The 16848-nt window shown below is 75.5% G+C and carries 16 protein-coding genes; 8 read left to right on the top strand and 8 right to left on the bottom strand.

What is annotated here, in order from left to right; all coding sequences use genetic code 11:
* The first annotated feature begins 57 nt into the window (after positions 1-57).
* Both PP1_RS19635 and PP1_RS19640 read left to right on the top strand, forming a co-directional pair.
* Entirely contained in the window at positions 58-444 is a 387-nt protein-coding gene (locus PP1_RS19635) for a cold-shock protein (RefSeq protein ID WP_010224442.1), read from the top strand.
* Between the two features lie 647 nt (positions 445-1091).
* Positions 1092-2069: an MsnO8 family LLM class oxidoreductase gene (locus PP1_RS19640; RefSeq protein WP_249266054.1), complete on the top strand. Its 978-nt coding sequence runs from the start codon at positions 1092-1094 to the stop codon at positions 2067-2069.
* Positions 2070-2078: 9 nt separating this feature from the next.
* Here the strand turns inward: PP1_RS19640 and PP1_RS19645 are convergent, their stop codons facing one another.
* The 3 genes from PP1_RS19645 to PP1_RS19655 form a co-directional block, all read right to left on the bottom strand.
* Positions 2079-2585: a DUF2771 family protein gene (locus PP1_RS19645; RefSeq protein ID WP_157178911.1), complete on the bottom strand. Its 507-nt coding sequence runs from the start codon at positions 2583-2585 to the stop codon at positions 2079-2081.
* 17 nt (positions 2586-2602) lie between these two features.
* The gene (locus PP1_RS19650) at positions 2603-4168 is read right to left on the bottom strand and encodes a hypothetical protein (protein WP_060574755.1); all 1566 of its coding nucleotides are present in this window, start codon (positions 4166-4168) and stop codon (positions 2603-2605) included.
* 88 nt (positions 4169-4256) lie between these two features.
* Positions 4257-5153 (bottom strand): glutaminyl-peptide cyclotransferase, encoded by an 897-nt coding sequence (locus PP1_RS19655; protein ID WP_010224995.1) that lies wholly within the window; start codon positions 5151-5153, stop codon positions 4257-4259.
* A 39-nt stretch (positions 5154-5192) separates the two neighbouring features.
* On the opposite strand from PP1_RS19655, the gene PP1_RS19660 reads away from it, so the two are divergent.
* The 5 genes from PP1_RS19660 (at position 5193) to PP1_RS19680 (ending at position 12311) form a co-directional block, all read left to right on the top strand.
* Positions 5193-6038, top strand: coding sequence for a DUF3027 domain-containing protein (locus PP1_RS19660; protein WP_227012764.1), 846 nt, complete (start codon positions 5193-5195; stop codon positions 6036-6038).
* 38 nt (positions 6039-6076) lie between these two features.
* Positions 6077-8827 (top strand): sacsin N-terminal ATP-binding-like domain-containing protein, encoded by a 2751-nt coding sequence (locus tag PP1_RS19665; RefSeq protein WP_249266053.1) that lies wholly within the window; start codon positions 6077-6079, stop codon positions 8825-8827.
* Positions 8824-10110, top strand: a complete 1287-nt coding sequence (mshA, locus tag PP1_RS19670; RefSeq protein WP_010240795.1) for a D-inositol-3-phosphate glycosyltransferase — start codon at positions 8824-8826, stop codon at positions 10108-10110. Before PP1_RS19665 ends, mshA begins: the two co-directional genes overlap by 4 nt.
* The gene (locus tag PP1_RS19675; protein WP_010240797.1) at positions 10107-10592 is read left to right on the top strand and encodes a YbjN domain-containing protein; all 486 of its coding nucleotides are present in this window, start codon (positions 10107-10109) and stop codon (positions 10590-10592) included. The genes mshA and PP1_RS19675 overlap by 4 nt, the downstream gene beginning before the upstream one ends.
* A 147-nt stretch (positions 10593-10739) precedes the next feature.
* On the top strand, positions 10740-12311 hold the full coding sequence (locus tag PP1_RS19680) for an AMP-binding protein (RefSeq protein ID WP_010240798.1): 1572 nt from the start codon (positions 10740-10742) through the stop codon (positions 12309-12311).
* A 72-nt stretch (positions 12312-12383) separates the two neighbouring features.
* Here PP1_RS19680 and PP1_RS19685 read toward each other — a convergent pair whose 3' ends face one another.
* Entirely contained in the window at positions 12384-13019 is a 636-nt protein-coding gene (locus PP1_RS19685) for a LysE family translocator (RefSeq protein ID WP_010240799.1), read from the bottom strand.
* Between the two features lie 187 nt (positions 13020-13206).
* Here PP1_RS19685 and PP1_RS19690 point away from each other — a divergent pair, with 187 nt between their 5' ends.
* Positions 13207-13773: a hypothetical protein gene (locus tag PP1_RS19690; RefSeq protein WP_075314749.1), complete on the top strand. Its 567-nt coding sequence runs from the start codon at positions 13207-13209 to the stop codon at positions 13771-13773.
* A gap of 28 nt (positions 13774-13801) precedes the next feature.
* Here PP1_RS19690 and PP1_RS19695 read toward each other — a convergent pair whose 3' ends face one another.
* The 4 genes from PP1_RS19695 to PP1_RS19710 all read right to left on the bottom strand — a co-directional run bounded on the left by PP1_RS19695 (position 13802) and on the right by PP1_RS19710 (position 16779).
* Positions 13802-14815: an AraC family transcriptional regulator gene (locus tag PP1_RS19695; RefSeq protein ID WP_050802402.1), complete on the bottom strand. Its 1014-nt coding sequence runs from the start codon at positions 14813-14815 to the stop codon at positions 13802-13804.
* A 128-nt stretch (positions 14816-14943) separates the two neighbouring features.
* Positions 14944-15261 carry a transcriptional regulator gene (locus tag PP1_RS19700; RefSeq protein WP_010232282.1) on the bottom strand — a complete coding sequence of 106 codons (318 nt, stop codon included), beginning with the start codon at positions 15259-15261 and terminating at the stop codon, positions 14944-14946.
* Positions 15254-15721 carry a hypothetical protein gene (locus PP1_RS19705; protein WP_060574758.1) on the bottom strand — a complete coding sequence of 156 codons (468 nt, stop codon included), beginning with the start codon at positions 15719-15721 and terminating at the stop codon, positions 15254-15256. The genes PP1_RS19700 and PP1_RS19705 overlap by 8 nt, the downstream gene beginning before the upstream one ends.
* Before the next feature lie 62 nt (positions 15722-15783).
* A complete protein-coding gene (locus PP1_RS19710; protein ID WP_010232279.1) occupies positions 15784-16779 on the bottom strand; it encodes a helix-turn-helix domain-containing protein in 996 nt (331 codons plus the stop codon).
* Between the last annotated feature and the right edge of the window lie 69 nt (positions 16780-16848).

A 16848-nucleotide genomic window follows, 5' to 3' on the forward strand; every position in this document is an offset into this window, starting at 1 on the left:
CGGCTTCCCCGGGCGCGTTCGTCGTGCAGGCAGGAACGCAGGGAATCGAGGAGCACGGTGCCCACCGGCAGGGTGAAGTGGTACGACGCGGAGAAGGGCTTCGGCTTCCTCTCCCAGGACGGCGGCGAGGACGTCTACGTCCGCAAGGCGGCACTGCCGTCCGGGACCGAGGCGCTCAAGTCCGGTCAGCGGGTCGAGTTCGGCATGGCCGAGGGACGGCGGGGCCCGCAGGCGCTGTCGGTCCGCGTGGTCGAGAAGCAGGCGTCGGCCGTGGAGAACACGCGCCGCCCGGCCGAGGAGCTGCACGGCCTGATCGAGGACATGATGGGCCTGCTGGAGAACAAGATCCAGCCGGCGCTGCGGCACGGCCGGTACCCCGACCGGAAGACGTGCAAGCTGGCCGCCGAGGTCGTCCGCGCGGTCGCCCGGGACCTCGACGGCTGAGCGCCGCGGACCGAGCGCGGTACGCCGGGGACCCTCGAGCCCGGGCGCGGCGGTGTGGGCGGCCCTGGCGGGCCCGAGAGGCGGGCGTCGCAGCGCCCTCGGTGGCGGGGCCTGGCCCCGGAGCGCTGTGCCCGGCGTGCCTCTTTCTGTGAAATCGCTTCCCCAGGCAGCGATCTCCGCCCGGTGAGACGGCGGCCGGTCCGGGTGTGACGGCGGCCCGTGCCGGCCTGTGCCCGTGCCTGCGCCCGCGCTTGCGCTTGCGCTTGCGCCCGGATGGTGGGTCGCCTTGTGCAGGGTCGCTTCCTGAGGCAGCGATCTCGGTGGGGAGGCCCCCTGATCGGGTCGCGTGTCGTGCTGTCCCGGCGGCACGTTGCCCTGGCGCGGAGCCGTTGTGCAGCTCACCGCCGCCGAGCGCGCCGGCGGGCCACCGTGCCGGATCGGCCGGCGCCCCGAGGCCCTGCGCCCGTGAGCCGCACGGATCCGCCCACCCCGCCCACCCATTCGCACGGGTTCCCGTCGTTCGCACGGGGTCGGATCCCGTGCGAGGCGAGCGATCCCGTGCGAAACCGGATCGGCGGTGGCGGTGGCGCGAGGGGGCCCGTGTGGGTGGGGGCGGGCCCGGCACGGGCAGGCGAAATGTCCGGGCCGTGGCTCGCGTTGCACCGGGCGTGCGCCTGTCGTTGCTGGACCGATCCCGGACCCGGGCGGGGGAACCCGACTCGGCGGCGTTGCGGCACACCGTCGACCGGGCCCGGCGGGCGGAGCGGTCGGGCTACCACCGGTTCTGGGTCGCGGAGCACCACGCGGTGCCGGGGATCGCGTCCGGGAGCCCACCGGTCCTGATGGCGGCCGTGGCCGCGGCGACGGAGCGGATCCGGGTCGGTTCCGGCGGGATCATGCTGCCCAACCACCAGCCGCTCGTCGTCGCCGAGCAGGTCGCGACGCTCGCGGCGCTGTACCCGGGCCGGATCGACGTGGGGCTCGGGCGCTCGCCGGGGTTCACCGAGCCGGTCCGCCGGGCGCTGCGTGCGGCGGACGCCGGCGACGAGGCGTTCCGCGCCGGCGTCACCGAGCTCCTGGCCTACCTCGACGGCACCGGGCCCGTCACCGCGCGGCCACGGCTGGAGCGGTCGGTGCCGGTGTTCCTGCTGGCCACCGGGGCGGGATTGCGGCTGGCGGGTGACCTGGGGCTGCCGGTCGTCGTCGGCGGGCCGGTGCTCGACGACCGCGCCGCGCTCGACGGATACCGCGAGCGGGCCGGGGCGGCCGCCCATCTCGTGGTCTCGGCGGACGTCCTGGTGGGGCCGCCGGAGCTGGCGTGGCCGGAGGCGTGGGCGCTCGCCGCCGCCCGGACGACGGGGGAGTTCCCGCCGCTGGAGCCGCCCGCGCGGGACCGCCGGTCGACCGGCAGGCAGCGGGAGCTCGTCGCGTCGGCGCTGAGCCGCACCGTCGCCGGCGACGAGGACACCGTCGCCGAGCACCTCGACGATCTCGTGGAGCGCACCGGTGCCGACGAGCTGCTGGTCAGCTCGTCGACCTGGGACCGGGACGCGCTCGCGGAGTCCGACGCGGCCCTGGCCAGGCTGCTGGGTGCGACCCGCGCCGCGCCCGGCGCCCGTCGGTGACCCCGGCGCTCAGGACGCCGGCTGCTGCTCGCCCACCAGCACCCAGGTGGCACGCACCGGGAACTGCATCTGCAGGGTCTCCTGGTCGATCGCCGGAGCGGGTCCGAACAGCTGCACCTGCGCGGTGAGGAGCCGGTCGGTCGGCTGCGGGAGCTCCAGGGTGAACTCGGTGCGGCTCCCGGCCGGCGCGATGTCGCTGCGCTGCTGGATCGGCTGCGGCGAGCCGTCGCGGGTGAAGGCGTAGGCGACCTGCCACGGCCCGGAGGACACCTCGTCCGGCACGGTGATGCGGATCGCGGTGGCGGGCGGGACGTCCGCGGTGACCCGGGCGTTCGGGTCGTCGGTGCAGTCCTCCATGCGGTTGTCGCAGAACTGCGTGGGCGCGGCGGTCAGCGCGTTCCCGGCGACGTCGAAGGTCACGGTCGGGGACGAGCCGCCGCATCCGGCGAGCAGGACCGCGACGACGGCGAGGAGCCCGGCGAGCGTGCGCGCGGACCGTCGGGGACGGGTGATCACACCGACCACCCTACGGATCAGCGGAGCCCGCCCTGGGCGACCGGGGCGGCCCGGACGCCCAGCCCCGGCACCAGCGTGCCGCCGCGCCGGATCAGCGCGGTCTGCAGCCCGAACACCGCCACCACACCGGCGACGATCAGGAACCCGGTCCGGAACGTGTCGTGCGGGGCCAGCACCCCGATCGCGCCGCCCAGCACCCACGCCGTCTGCAGCACCGTCTCCGACCGTCCGAACGCCGACGCCCTGGCGTGCTCGGGCAGGTCCCGCTGGATCACCGCGTCGAGGCAGACCTTCGCCAGCGCGCTCGCCGACGACGCCACCAGCGCCGCGACCACCGCCGCCGGGACACCGGGGAGCAGCGCGACCCCGACGGCGGCGAGCAGCGCCGCGGCCGCCGCCGCCAGGACGACCGGCTCCACCCGGCCGAACCGGCTGCGCGCACCGACGGCGTTGCCGAGGAACAGCCCGGCACCGGCGGCCGCGCCGACCATGCCGATCACGAACAGCTGTCCCGCCGGGTCCCCGGCGGGGGCCTGCTCGGCACCGGCCTTCACCACGAACGCGACGAACAGCGTGAGGAACCCGGTCAGCACCCGGACGGCACTGGTGCCCCACAGCGCGACGAGCACCGCGCGCGTCGCCGGCACCCTGGCCCGTGCCGGACCCGGCCTCCCGGCGGGGACCGCGGCGGAGACCTCGCCCGCCGTCGACTCGACCCAGCGGGGGATGCGCAGGCACAGGACGGCCCCGGCGACGCCGAGCGCCGCCGTCCACCACAGCGCACCGGGGGATCCCAGCAGCGCCGCCGCGCCCGCGGCGACCGCACCGGCCACCCCGCCCGCGGCCATGCCGAACGTCGTCAGCCGCGAGTTCGTCGTCGCCAGCGTGATCGAGGACGGCAGCACCCGTGGCGTCACGGCGGCCTTGAGCACCAGGAACGACTTGCTCAGCACCATGATCCCGAGGGCCGCCGGGTACAGCAGCCAGGTGTCGAGCTGGAACACCAGCACCACGGCGAGCACGGCCCGCCCGGCGCAGGACACCGCCATCGCGATCCGCCTGCCCCGCTGCAGCCGGTCCAGCGCCGGCCCGATCACCGGTGCGACCAGCGCGAACGGGGCGACGGTGATCGCCAGGTAGAGCGCGACGTTCGCCTTCGACTCGGCCGTCGCGGCCGCGAAGAACAGCGTGTTCGCCAGGGCGACGGCCACCGCGGCGTCGAGCGCGTAGGTCAGCATCGTGGCGTAGGTGAGCGCCGTGAGCCCGGACCGGTCCGCGCCGTCGGCGGTCGCGGCCCGGCGGAACAGGCCGACCGCGCGCCCGGACAGCTCCCGGGTGCGGTGCACCGCCACCCGGGTGACGGTCAGCTTCCGCGGTCCGGACGCACCGGCCCGGGGTGGTTCCGCCGTCGCGGTCGAGGACCGGGTCGTGTCGGACCGCGCGGAGCCGTCCGCCTCCGTGCCCGGGTACCGGAGCGTCGAGTCCGAGCTGATCGGCGTCGTCCGGGGGTCGGTGCGCGGCGCACGGGACGGCGGGCCCGCCGCCGTGCGTGCACGACGGCGCCGGAACGGGTTCCCTGCCACGCCCCCATTGTGCCGAGAGGGACCGACGGTTTCGCCGCGTCCCGGGGGACCGGGCGCGCCGTCACCCGTGCGGCGCAGCGGCCGGCGGTCAGGCGTCCGGCACCGGCAGCCGCACCCGGAACGTCGACGGCCAGAGCTTCCCGGTCAGCAGGTACTCGTCGCCGGAGACGTGCGCGATGCCGTTCAGCACGTCGGCACCGGCCCGCCGCCCGGGAGGCAGGAGGCCCGCGGCGTCGACGACGGCGTCGACCACACCGGTCGCCGGGTCGATCCGGACGAGCCGGTCGGTCTGCCAGACGTTCGCCCACACCCGGTCGCCGACGCACTCCAGCTCGTTCAGCTCGGACACCGGCGCACCGTCCAGGGTGACGGCGACCGACCCGGTCTCCGCCAGGTCGGCAGGATCGTGGAAGCGCAGCCGGTCGGTGCCGTCGGACCGGACGACCCGGGCCCCGCCACCGTCCGTCCCGCCGGACAGGCACAGTCCCCAGCCCTCGCCGTCGACCGGCACCTCGCGGCGCGGTCGCAGGGTCGCGCGGTCCCACTCGATCGCGACGCCGTCGGTCCAGGTCAGCTGCCAGATCCGGTCCCCGGCGACGGTGATCCCCTCGCCGAAGTAGGAACCGGGCAGCGGGCTCGACGCCCGGACCGCACCGGTGCCCGGGTCGAGGGCCCGGATCTCGGACTTGCCCACCCGGCCGGTCCCCTCGTAGAGGGTCCCGTCGCGCAGCTCCAGGCCCTGGGTGAACGCGTCCGTGTCGTGCGGGATCTCCGCCAGCACCTCCGGCCGGACGACCGGGACGTCGCCGGTGCGGGACACGACGGCGGGCGTCGCGGACCCGGCGGCGCCGCAGGCGGACAGCACCAGGGAGCCGCAGAGGGTCAGGAGGAGAGCCGACCGGCGGATCCGGGGGAGCGGTGGGGCGGTGCGCCGGCGCGGCGCCGTGCGGTCGTGCGCGGGCCGGTCGGCGGGACGGGTGGGCACCGCACCAGCATGCCCGGGACCGGGTGGCACACTGGTGAGGTGACTGCAGGTGAGGACCAGGCCACTGTCGAGGTGCCGGGCACGCCCGTGCCCGAGGTGACCCCCGCGCCCGCCGGGCCACGGCCCGCGCCGCCCCAGCTGTTCGACGCCGTCGAGGCCGCCCGGTCGGCCGCCGTCGACGAGGCCGCCGACGAGCTCGGCGCCGCCGGTGCCGCCGCCGCCGTGGGGACGCACCTGGGGACGGACGTGGAGGACGACGGCGCCGTGACCCACTCCTTCGTCGCCGATCTCCCCGGCTACCGCGGCTGGCGGTGGGCGGTCACGATCGCGAGCGCGGGGGAGGGCGAGCCCGTCACCGTCTCCGAGACGGTGCTGCTGCCCGGCGACACGGCGCTCGTCGCCCCCGACTGGGTCCCGTGGGACCAGCGGATCCGCCCGGACGACCTGAAGCCGGGCGACCTCCTGCCGGTCTCGCCGGACGACCCGCGCCTGGTCCCCGGCTACCTCGACTCCGGCGACCCCGCCGTCGACGACCTGGCCCGCGAGGCCGGGCTCGGCCGCGAGCGCGTGCTGTCCCCGCTGGGGCGCTCCGACGCCGCCGAGCGCTGGACCGACGGCGAGCACGGCCCGTCCGCCGATCTCGCCCGTTCCGCCCCGGCGTCCTGCGGGACCTGCGGGTTCCTGGTGCCGCTGGCCGGCGCGCTGCACGGCTCGTTCGGGGCGTGCGCCAACGCGTCGTCCCCGGCCGACGGGCAGGTCGTCGCGGTCGGGTTCGGCTGCGGCGCGCACTCGTCGGTCGCGGAGACCTCCGGCTCGCCGGTGTACGTCTCCGCGCTGGTCTACGACGACGGCGTGGACCTCGAACCGGTCGGTCCGGGGTCCTGAGCACCGACCCGTTCGGCACCGCCGCGCTCCGGGAGGGCGTGCTCGCGGCGTGGGCGTCGTCGCCGACCCGGTTCCGCGAGGACGTCAACGCCGAGGACGACCTGCGCCGTGGCGGCTACGCCGACACCTGGGTCGCCGAGCTCCTGCAGAACGCGGCCGACGCCGCCGTCGCGGCCGGGGTGCCCGGGCACGTCCGCGCGACGGTCGCCGGGGACGAGCTGCGGATCGCGAACACCGGCGCGCCGCTCGACGCCGCCGGGGTCGCCGCCCTGGCCGCGCTCCGGGCGTCGGCGAAGCGGGACGCCGCGGGCGCGACCGGCCGCTTCGGCGTCGGGTTCGCCGCGGTGCTCGCCGTCTGCTCGCGGCCCCGCCTGGTGACGGCCGGCGGCGGGGTCGCGTTCTCCGCGTCCCGGACCGCGGACGAGGTCCGCGCGCTCGGTGGTGCGGCGGAGGCGGAGCTGGCACGCGACCCGCGGGTACCCGCGCTGCGGCTGGTCTGGCCGTCGGACGAGGACCCGCCGCCCGAGGGGTACGCCACCGAGGTCCGGCTGCGTCCCGACCACGGTGACCCGGCGGCGCTGCTCGACGAGCTCGCCCGGTCCTGCCCCGACCTGCTGCTCGCGCTGCCCGCTCTCGAGCGGATGGAGGCGGGCACCGAGGTGCTCACCCGCACCCCGTCCGGCGACGGCGCCGTGCGGGTCGGCGACCGGGAGTTCCTCCTCGCGGGTGATGGCGCGGTGCGCTGGGCACTGCCCTGCGAGGACGGCCGGCCGAGGCCGCTGCCCGTCGACGCCGGGGAGGTGCTGCACGCGCCCACCCCGAGCCTGGAGCAGCTGTCCCTCCCCGCCCGGCTGCTCGCCCCGTTCCCGCTCGACCCGGACCGGCGACGGATCCGGGCCGACGACCCGGCCACGGCCGAGCTGGTCGACGCGGCCGCGACGGCCTACGTCGCGCTCGTCCGGTCGGTGCCCGCCGCGGGCCGGGCGGCGCTGGTGCCCGAGCCGGCCTTCCCCCGGTCCCCGCTCGACGGCCGGCTGCGCGAGGCGATCGGGTCGGCGCTGGCCCGTGCCCCGTGGCTGCCCGCCGCCGGCGAGCACGGCACCTCCGGGCTCCTCGCCCCCGACCGTGCCGAATGGCTCGACCTGGGCGGGCCGGCCGAGGGCCTGCCGGAGCTGCTCGCCGCCGCCGACCCGGCGTTCGAGCGGCTCGTCGCGTCCGGTGTCGTCCCGCCCGCGGGTCTGGACACCGACCGGGTCGGCGCGGCGGCGCTGGCCGAGCGGCTCACCGGCGTCGAGGCGGGACCGGCGTGGTGGCGGTCGCTCTACGCGCTGCTCGCCCCGGCCGTCGACACGGTCCCCGGTCTCGCCGCCGAGCTGGGTGCGTTGCCCGTCCCGCTCGCCGACGGGCGCCTGGTCCCCGGCCCGGCCTCCGTGCTGATCGCCGAGACCGGCACCCCGGCCGTCCCGGAGCTGCGGATCGCGCACCCGGACGCCGTCCACCCGCTCCTGCACCGCCTCGGCGCCGCGGACGCCGACCGCGCGGCCCTGCTCGCCGCCCCGGCCCTGCACGCGGCCGTCGAACGCTCCCTCGACGACGCCGAGGCCGGTCTCGACACCGCACCGCTCGCCCGCGCGGTGCTGGCGCTGCTCGACACCCCGTCGGCGGAGCGGGACGGCCGGTTCGGGGCCCTCGCCCTCACCGACGACCGGGGCCGCCCGGCGCGTGCCGACGAGCTCGTCCTGCCCGGTGCCGCGGTGCGCGACCTCCTCGACCCGGACGCCCCCGTCGGCACCGTCGGTGCCGGGTGGCTCGACGCCGGGACCGACGCGCTGGTCGCGGCCGGGGTGCTGGACGGCTTCGTGGTCGCCGCGTTCGACCCGGACGTGCTGCACGACGCGGACGCCTACGACGCGGACGACCACGACGGCGAGCACGAGCCACCGGCCGTCCGCGACCTGGACCTCGTCGCCGACGACGCCTGGCCGGAGGCGCTCGCCCTGCTCGCCGGGGGCCGCGAGACCCGCGCCGCGATGCTCACCGGGTACACCGCCTGGTGGCTGGGCAGGCACGTGCGGATCGGCGGGCGGCTGCCGTCGACCTGGCGGCTGCGGTCGGCGTCGTCGGTGGCCGGGCTCTACGACCCGGTGCCGGAGCTCCCCGGCGTCGACGACGCCGTCCTCGCGGCGGTCGGCGTCCGCGACGGGGTCACGATCGGCGCGGCGGACGAGGCCGTCGAGCTCCTCGACCGGCTGGCCGACCCGGACCGGCAGGTCGCCGGGGACGTCGCGGGCGCCGTGCACTCCGCGCTGACCGCCGCGTACGCCGCGGGCGTCGTCGAGCTCGACGACCTCGACCCGCCCGGGCACGTCCGCACGGTGACGGGCGCGGTGGCGGGATCGGACCGCGCCGTCGTCCTCGACGCGCCGTGGGTGCTGCCCGCACTCGGTGACGAGCCTGCCGTCCCGGGCGGTGACGACCCGGTCGCCCTCGCCGAGCTGCTCGATCTCCCGCTGGCGTCGGACCGGGTCACCGGCACCGTCCGCGGGGCCGGACGGCCGGTGGCGTGGACCACGCTCCCGGAGATCGTCCCGGCCTGTCTCGCGGTCGGCGCCGAGCCGCCCGACGGCGAGCTGCGGGTGCACGACGAGCTGGTCGTCGACCTCGACGACGGCCGCGCGGTGACCGTCCCGGCCTGGCCGGGCACGGCCGGTGAGTGGCACGCGTCGGACCCGCTGCGGGCGCTGGTGGCCGCGCTGGCCCTGCGACGCCGTGTCAGGATGACCCCGTGACGATCGACGACTCGAGGGCGCTGCCGCGCCGGGTCGCGGTGCTCTCCGTGCACACCTCCCCGACCGAACAGCCCGGTACCGGCGACGCCGGCGGGATGAACGTCTACGTGGCGCAGACCGCGATCCGGATGGCCCGTCGTGGCGTCGAGGTGGAGATCTTCACCCGCGCCACGTCGTCCGAGCAGCCGCCGACGGTGGAGCTCGCGCCGGGTGCGACGGTCCGGTTCGTCGCGGCCGGTCCGTTCGAGGGGCTCGGCAAGGACGACCTGCCCAGCCAGCTGTGCGCCTTCACCGCGGGGGTGCTGCGCGCCGAGGCCCGGCACGAACCCGGCTGGTACGACGTCGTCCACTCGCACTACTGGCTCTCCGGCCAGGTCGGGTGGCTGGCCCGGGACCGCTGGGGTGTGCCGCTGGTGCACTCCGCGCACACCCTCGCCAAGGTCAAGAACGCCGCGCTGGCGGCCGGGGACACCCCGGAACCGCGGGCCCGGGTGATCGGCGAGGACCAGGTCGTCGCCGAGGCGGACCGGCTCGTCGCGAACACCGAGATCGAGTCCAAACAGCTGCTCGACCTCTACGACGCCGACCCGCGCCGCACCGTCACCATCCCGCCCGGCGTCGACACCGACCGGTTCCGGCCCGGCGACCGGGCTGCGGCCCGCGCGGAGCTGGACCTCCCGGCCGACGCCGTCGTGCTCGCCTTCGTCGGCCGCATCCAGCGACTCAAGGCCCCGGACGTGCTGCTGCGCGCCGCCGCCGAGCTGCTCGCCCGGACGCCGTCGCTGCGCGAGCGGCTGGTCGTGCTGATCGCGGGCGGGCCGTCCGGGTCGGGGCTGGCCGAGCCGACCTCGCTGCACGAGCTGGCCGCCGAGCTGGGTATCACCGACGTCGTGCGGTTCCTCCCGCCCCGCGGCGGCGACGACCTGGTGACCGTCTACCGGGCGGCCGACGTGGTCGCCGTCCCCAGCCACAACGAGTCGTTCGGTCTGGTCGCGCTGGAGGCCCAGGCCTGCGGCACCCCGGTCGTCGCGACCCGGGTGGGCGGGCTGCCGGTGGCCGTCGCCGAGGGCCGGTCCGGGCTGCTCGTGACCGGGCACGACATCTCCGACTGGGCGGACGCGCTGGGCGAGCTGGCGCTGGATCCGGCCCGCCGGGAGCGGATGGCCGGTGTCGCGGCCGGGCACGCGCGCCGGTTCTCCTGGGACCGCACGACCGACGCCCTGCTGGGCGCCTACGACGAGGCCCGCGCCGAGTTCCGCGCGCGGGTGCTGGGACGGGTATGAGCGACGACGATCTCGACACGGTGATCGGCGACGCGCTCGCCGACATGGAGGTCGACCACGTCCACCGGGGTGCGGGCCAGTGGCTCGTCACGCTGCCGGGGGAGGCCCGCCTGCAGACCCAGACCTGGCTGCTGGTCCGCGAGCAGACCCTCGCGGTGCAGGCGTTCGTGTGCCGCAGGCCGGACGAGAACTTCGAGGGTGTCTACCGGTTCATGCTGCTGCGCAACGCCAAGCTCTACGGCGTGCACTACTGCCTGGACCGGGTCGGTGACATCCACCTGGTGGGCCGGGTCCCCCGGCACGCGGTGACCGCCGACGAGGTCGACCGGCTCCTCGGCTCGGTGCTGGAGACCGCGGACGGCGACTTCAACACCTTCCTGGAGCTCGGTTTCGCCTCGTCGATCCGGCGCGAGTACGCGTGGCGGACCGCGCACGGCGAGTCGACGGCGAACCTGAAGGCGTTCGAGCACCTCGTCGAGTGAGCCGGCCCGCCGGTGACCCGCGGGTAACTTTTCACGGCGCACCCGGCGCGGGGGATCACCGTGCCCTTAGCATGTCCCGCGACCCCGGGCGGCCGAGCCGGCGCCCGGCCCCCGAGATGGACCTCGCGAAGGAGCGAAGCCTTGTCGATGCGCAGCCCGTACCCGGATGTCGACATCCCCGACGTCTCGCTGACCGAGTTCCTGTTCGCCGACGGGTTCGGTGATCGGGCGGACGCGCCCGCGATCCTGGACGGCACGAACGGCAGCCAGCTGACCTACACCGAGTTCCACGACCTCGTCGAGAAGATCGCGGGCGGGCTCGCCGCCCGCGGCGTCGTGCAGGGCGACGTCGTCGCCCTGTTCGCGCCGAACCTCCCGCAGTGGGCGGCGCTGTTCCACGGCATCCTGCGTGCGAACGGCATCGTGACCAGCGCGAACTCGATGTACACCGCCGGGGAGCTGGCGCACCAGCTGCGCGACTCCGGCGCGAAGATGGTCATCACCGTCTCGCCGTTCCTGGACCGGGCCGTGCCCGGCGCCAAGGAGGCGGGGCTCTCCGAGGACGTCGTGCTGACGATCGACGCGACCGAGGGCCACGACTCGCTGGCCGATCTCGTCTCGTCCGGCGCGCCGGCCCCCGAGCTCGCGACGAGCTCGACCGACACCGCGGTGCTGCCCTACTCGTCGGGCACCACCGGCCTCGCCAAGGGCGTGATCCTCACCCACCGCAACCTGGTCGCGAACCTGCTCCAGGTGCAGGCGATGGGGGACGTCACCGACCAGACGAAGATCATGGCGTTCCTGCCGTTCTTCCACATCTACGGCATGACCGTGATGATGAACCAGGGCCTGCACGCCCGGGCCACGGTCGTCACGATGCCGAAGTTCGATCTCGAGCAGTTCCTCGGGATCGTGCACGAGTACCGCGTCGACCGGCTCTACATCGCCCCGCCGGTCGCCGTCGCGCTGGCCAAGCACCCGGTCGTCGACTCCTACGACCTGTCCTGCGTGAAGACGATCTTCTCCGGCGCCGCGCCGCTGGACGGCGAGCTCGGCCGGGCCGTCGCCAGGCGGCTCGACTGCACCGTGCTCCAGGGCTACGGCATGACCGAGCTGTCCCCGGTCAGCCACTGCATGCCCGACGACCGCGGCGACCTCGACCTGAACTCGTCCGGCTTCGCGCTGCCGAACATCGAGTGCAAGCTGGTCGATCCCGAGTCCGGCCAGGAGGTCGGCGTCGGCGAGCGCGGCGAGCTGTGGGTGAAGGGCCCGAACGTGATGGTCGGGTACCTCAACAACACCGACGCCACCGACGCCACCAAGGACGCCGAGGGCTTCCTGCACACCGGTGACATCGCCGTCGTCGACGACGAGGGCGTCTACTCGATCGTCGACCGGGTCAAGGAGCTCATCAAGTACAAGGGCTACCAGGTGCCGCCCGCCGAGCTGGAGGCCCTGCTCCTGACCCACGAGAAGATCGCCGACACCGCGGTGATCGGGGTCAAGGACGCCGAGGGCGAGGAGGTCCCGAAGGCGTTCGTGGTGAAGCAGGCCTCGGGTGCGGACCTGACCGAGGACGAGGTCATGTCGTTCGTCGCCGGGAAGGTCGCCCCGCACAAGAAGGTGCGGGTGGTCGAGTTCATCGACCAGATCCCGAAGTCGGCGTCGGGCAAGATCCTGCGCAAGGACCTGCGGGCCCGGGAGACGTCGAACGCCTGATCCCTCCGTACGACCCACGGGACGGTGTCGTGACCTGCGGAACCGCAGTTCACGACACCGTCCCGGCTTCGGTCAGGGCTGACGACCTGTGGCAGCCACGCCGACCCCCATCCCGATCATGATCAGACCTCCCGCACCCCCCATCGTGCGCAGACGTCGTGGGGAGCGGGCGAACCAGGCGCGGGCGGTGCCGGCCCCGAACGCCCACGCCGCATCCATCCCCGAGGCCAGAGCGCAGAACAGCAGGCCGAGCGCCAGCATCTGAGTTGTCGGACCGGCCTGACCGGGGTCGACGAACTGCGGCAGGACGGCGGCGAAGAACACGAGCGCCTTCGGATTGGTGAGTCCGACGATCACGCCCTCCCGGAAGGCGTGGTGATCGACGGGCTCCACCGCCCCCTCCGTCAGGCCGGGCGTCCGACCCCGATGACGCCATGCCCGGACTCCGAGCCAGACCAGGTATGCGGCGCCCGCGAACTTCAGTACGACGAGTGCGATGGCCAACCGCTCGACGAGGGCCCCGATGCCGAGCGACACCGCAACGACGATCACCAGCACCCCGACCAGGTTGCCCGCTGCGGTGGCCAGTGCCGCACGCCTGCCGAGCGCGATGGCTCGACCGATGATGAAGAAGACACTGGGACCGGGAACGACGACGAAGACCGCGGTGGCGAGCAGGAACGCGATCGTCGCTGAAGCGGTGGGCACTTCCCGACTGTAGGGCCGGGGTGCGTCGCGGGGTGGGTCTTCCGGCGAGAGGGGCGGCGATCCGGTGGCGGGGCGGTGTGTCTTCGGGAGTAGCGACGATCCACTGCACGGTGCCGGGCCATTGCTCCGGAGCGACGACCGGGCCACGCTGGCAGGCACCGGAACCGCGTATCGAGGTGCGACAGCGATGGACGAGGTCAGACGGTCCGAGACCGACCACGACGATCCTCGTGAGGAGGCGCGTAACCGCCGGGCGGCACAGGCCGACCACGACGCGGACGCGCGCGACCGCGGCGCCGAGCGTCTGGCACGTGCCGCGAAGGAGCGCGACGACCACGCGGCGGAGCGGGACCGGGCGGCAGCGGCCCGCCAGGCCGCACTCCTCGCCGGCGCGCTCCCGGCCGACCACGAGGGTCACGTCATCGGCGCCCCGGACGCCGACGGCCCGGCCTCGGGTGGACGGGAGCAGGCCGAGGTCGACCGCGAGGTCGACCGGAGCATGCTCGACGCCGCGAGGCCGGAGTTCGCCCACCTGATCCGCCAGGTGGGGGAGCACTACGTCCGGCGGACGGAGCTCCTCCACGAGCTACGGCTGCTGGCGGCCGACCGCGCCGCCGCCGCCGAGGACCGGCGCAGAGCCGCCGCGGACCGCGAAGCCGCCGGCCGGGACCGGGTGACCGGTGCGGCGGACCGTGCCCGCGGCGCCGCCGACCGCGACCAGCGCGAGATCGAGCAGGCGCAACGCGACCCGTGATCCGGACGGCGACGGGGCGTCCGGACCGTCAGCCCGGCCGGTTCCGCTGCGCCGTACGCGGCCGGTCGCGCAGGGTCTCGGAGGGCGCGCGACCGTGGACCTTCCGGTACTCCACGGAGAACCTGCCCGCGTGCCCGAAGCCCCAGCGTGCGGCGATCGCGCCGACCGTGTCCCCGTAGGTGGGGTCGGCCGCCAGGAGGTCGGCGTGTGCGCGGGCGAGCCGCACCCGGCGGAGCTCCTCCAGCGGCGTGCGGCCACGGTGCCTGCGGAACAGGTGTTGCAGTCCGCGCACCCCGATCCGGGCCGCGCGGGCGATGTCGGCGACACCGATGTCCTCGCCCGCGTGCTCGTCGACGTAGTCCAGCGCCCGCCGCAGGACCGCCGGGCCCGACCAGCCGTCGCGGGCACGGTCGTCGAACCGCGTGCGCGCCGAGTTCGGGAAGGCCACCAGCGCGGCCGTCGCCAGCGACCGGGCGGCCTCGGCCAGGACCAGCGGGCTCGACGCCACCTCGTCGTCGGCAAGGATCGCGTCCCGGACGTGGGCGACGACGCCGTTCCAGTACCGGGCCGACTCCGGTGAGGCCGCGGTCCGCGACGGGAACACCGGCCCGGGCCCGTCGACCTCGAACAGCGACTCGGCGGCACGTTCCACGGTGGTGCGGTCCAGCACGACCGCGTCCACCTGGACGGCGGCCATCTCGAAGTCCCAGCCCGCCCCGTCGGTGGGCATCAGTACGGGCTCGCCCGGGGAGACCCGCAGCACGTCCGGCCCGTCGCTCAGTGCCAGCCGCCCGGTCGCCACGGTGTCGATCACCAGGTCCTGCGGGGACGCCCCCGACCGGAGCCGGGCAGCCATGGCGTACTCGAAGCGGACCGTCATGAACTGCGGCGCCACCACGCCGGTGTGGGCGAACTCGAAGTCCTCGGTGGACCCGAGGAACCGGACCTCGTGGTCGAAGTACGCCTCGCGGATCACCTCGTGGGCGAACTCGGGATCGCGCGACCGCACGTCGAACCGGTCCAGGGGCGCCTCCCCCGTCACCGACCTCACCCCCTGTCACCGACGCCTTCTGGCGACTGCATATCGCATAGTGGCCAGGAAGTCGGTCGCTGTCCACTGCCGGAGCGTGAGCAGGCGTTCCGGCCAGGGGGCGGGGGTACGCCGACGGGTCAGGCGGGTCCGGGGTCGCCCCCGGAGGAGATCTCCCGCAGCGCGAGGATGTGCGTCCCGACCTGCTCGCGGCCCTCCGTCGTGAGCCGGAGCCAGGTGCGCCGCGCGGCGCCCGACGGCTCACGGCGGGAGGTGACGATGCCGGCCCCGGTGAGGGCCTTCACCTGTTTCGACAGCGCCGAGTCGGACAGGCCGACACGGTCGCGGACGAAGCCGAACTCGACCTCGCCCGCCGCGACGAGGGTGGCGGCGATCCGCAGGCGGGTCGGGTCGAGCAGCAGCGGGACCAGGCGGGAGTCGGCGGCGGGCTCAGGCACGGCCGTCCGCCCGCGGCAGCATGCGCAGTGTGACCAGCGTCCCGGCGGGCCTGGTGACGGCGAGCAGCAGGCCCGCGACCGTGTTCGGCCTGGTCAGGCTGCTGCGCCGGAGCAGGTGCACGGCCAGCCGCTCGGCGGCGTACCAGCCCAGGCCGACCGCGGCGAGCCGCGCGCCCCGTGCGGGCTCCGGCCCGGTCGCGACGGCGTACGGGTTCACCTGGCCGGCCCGGGCGTCGAGCAGGCCGATCCCGGCGATCGCGGTCTGGATCAGCACGGTCGCTGCGGCGCGCCGGCGGGGGCCGGCGATCTCGTCCTTCACGGCGAAGTCGAGGAAGGTCAGCACGGACGTCGCGGCGAGGACGACCGGCAGGCTCCGGTGCGTGGCGGCGCCGACCGCGCCCCGGGCGGCGTCGACCTCGGCGACTGCGACCGCGGCGTCGTCGGGGGTGGGGGTGGTCATGGGGGACCCTCCTTGCTCGGCAGGTGCGCCGTCCATCCTACTTTCCTGCTGAGCAAGTAGTGTCAGCGCCGCGCCGTCCGTTCGGGGGTCTCCCCGTACTCGCGGGTGTAGGTGATCCGGAAGCGGTCCGGGCGGGCGAAGCCCCAGCGCGCCGCGACCCGGTCGACGAGGTCCGGGATCAGGACGGGGTCACCGGCCACGAGGTCACGCCGGGCGCCGTCGAGCCGGCTCCGCCAGAGCACCGCGGCCGGATCGGCGCCCGCCCGGCGCAGCCCGGCCGCCGCGTCGCGCGCCGGAACGCCGGTCATGCGGACGAGATCGAGCGGACCGACGGGGGAACCGGCGTGGGTGCGCAGGTACTCGACGGTCTCCCGGGTGACGCGGGCCGGGGGTGCGGCGACCGAGGTCCGGTTGCGGCGGGCGGCGTCGGTGAGCACCGTGCTCGGGAACGTCACCAGGAACGCGCCGACCAGCATCCGGAGCGCGGCGTCGAGCAGGATCGGGCTCTCGACCAGCATCGGGTTGCCGAGCAGCCGGTCACGGACGTGCACCACGGTCCGGTCCCAGTCGCGGGCGTGGCCGGGGGAGACGGGCAGCAGACCGGTCAGCCGGAACCGTTCGGCGGGGACACCGTGGACCTGCTCGGCGAGTTCGGCGACGATCCGGGCGTCGAGCGCCGCGACGTCGAGGTCCGCCTCCTCGACGCGGTCGTGGAACCGGCCCGACGGCGGCATCACCGCGATGTCCCCGGGGCCCAGCCGCAGCGTGCCGAACGCCTCGGTCTCCCACAGCATCCGGCCGGCACGCACGTGGTCGACGACGTAGTGCTCGTCGACCGGGTCCACCAGTGCGTCGAGCCCGAGGGAGAGCCACATCTCGCTGAGCGAGAACCCGGGAGCGGCGAGGGTCTCGTGCCCGAGCTCGAACCCGCGTCCGCCCGGGACGTCCCGGACCGAGGTCGCCGCGTAGTGCTCGGCGGCGAACCGCTCGACCTCGGCGGCCGTGCCGGACCGGAAGCTGATCCGGGCGACGGCGCTCCGGGGCAGGTGCTCGGTCACGTTCGCCTCCAGGCACGTCGACCGGTCGTACGTGGCGCGAACGTACCCGCGTCGGCGCGATCCGTGCGA

The organism is Pseudonocardia sp. P1, from assembly GCF_000178675.2.
GTDB lineage: Bacteria > Actinomycetota > Actinomycetes > Mycobacteriales > Pseudonocardiaceae > Pseudonocardia.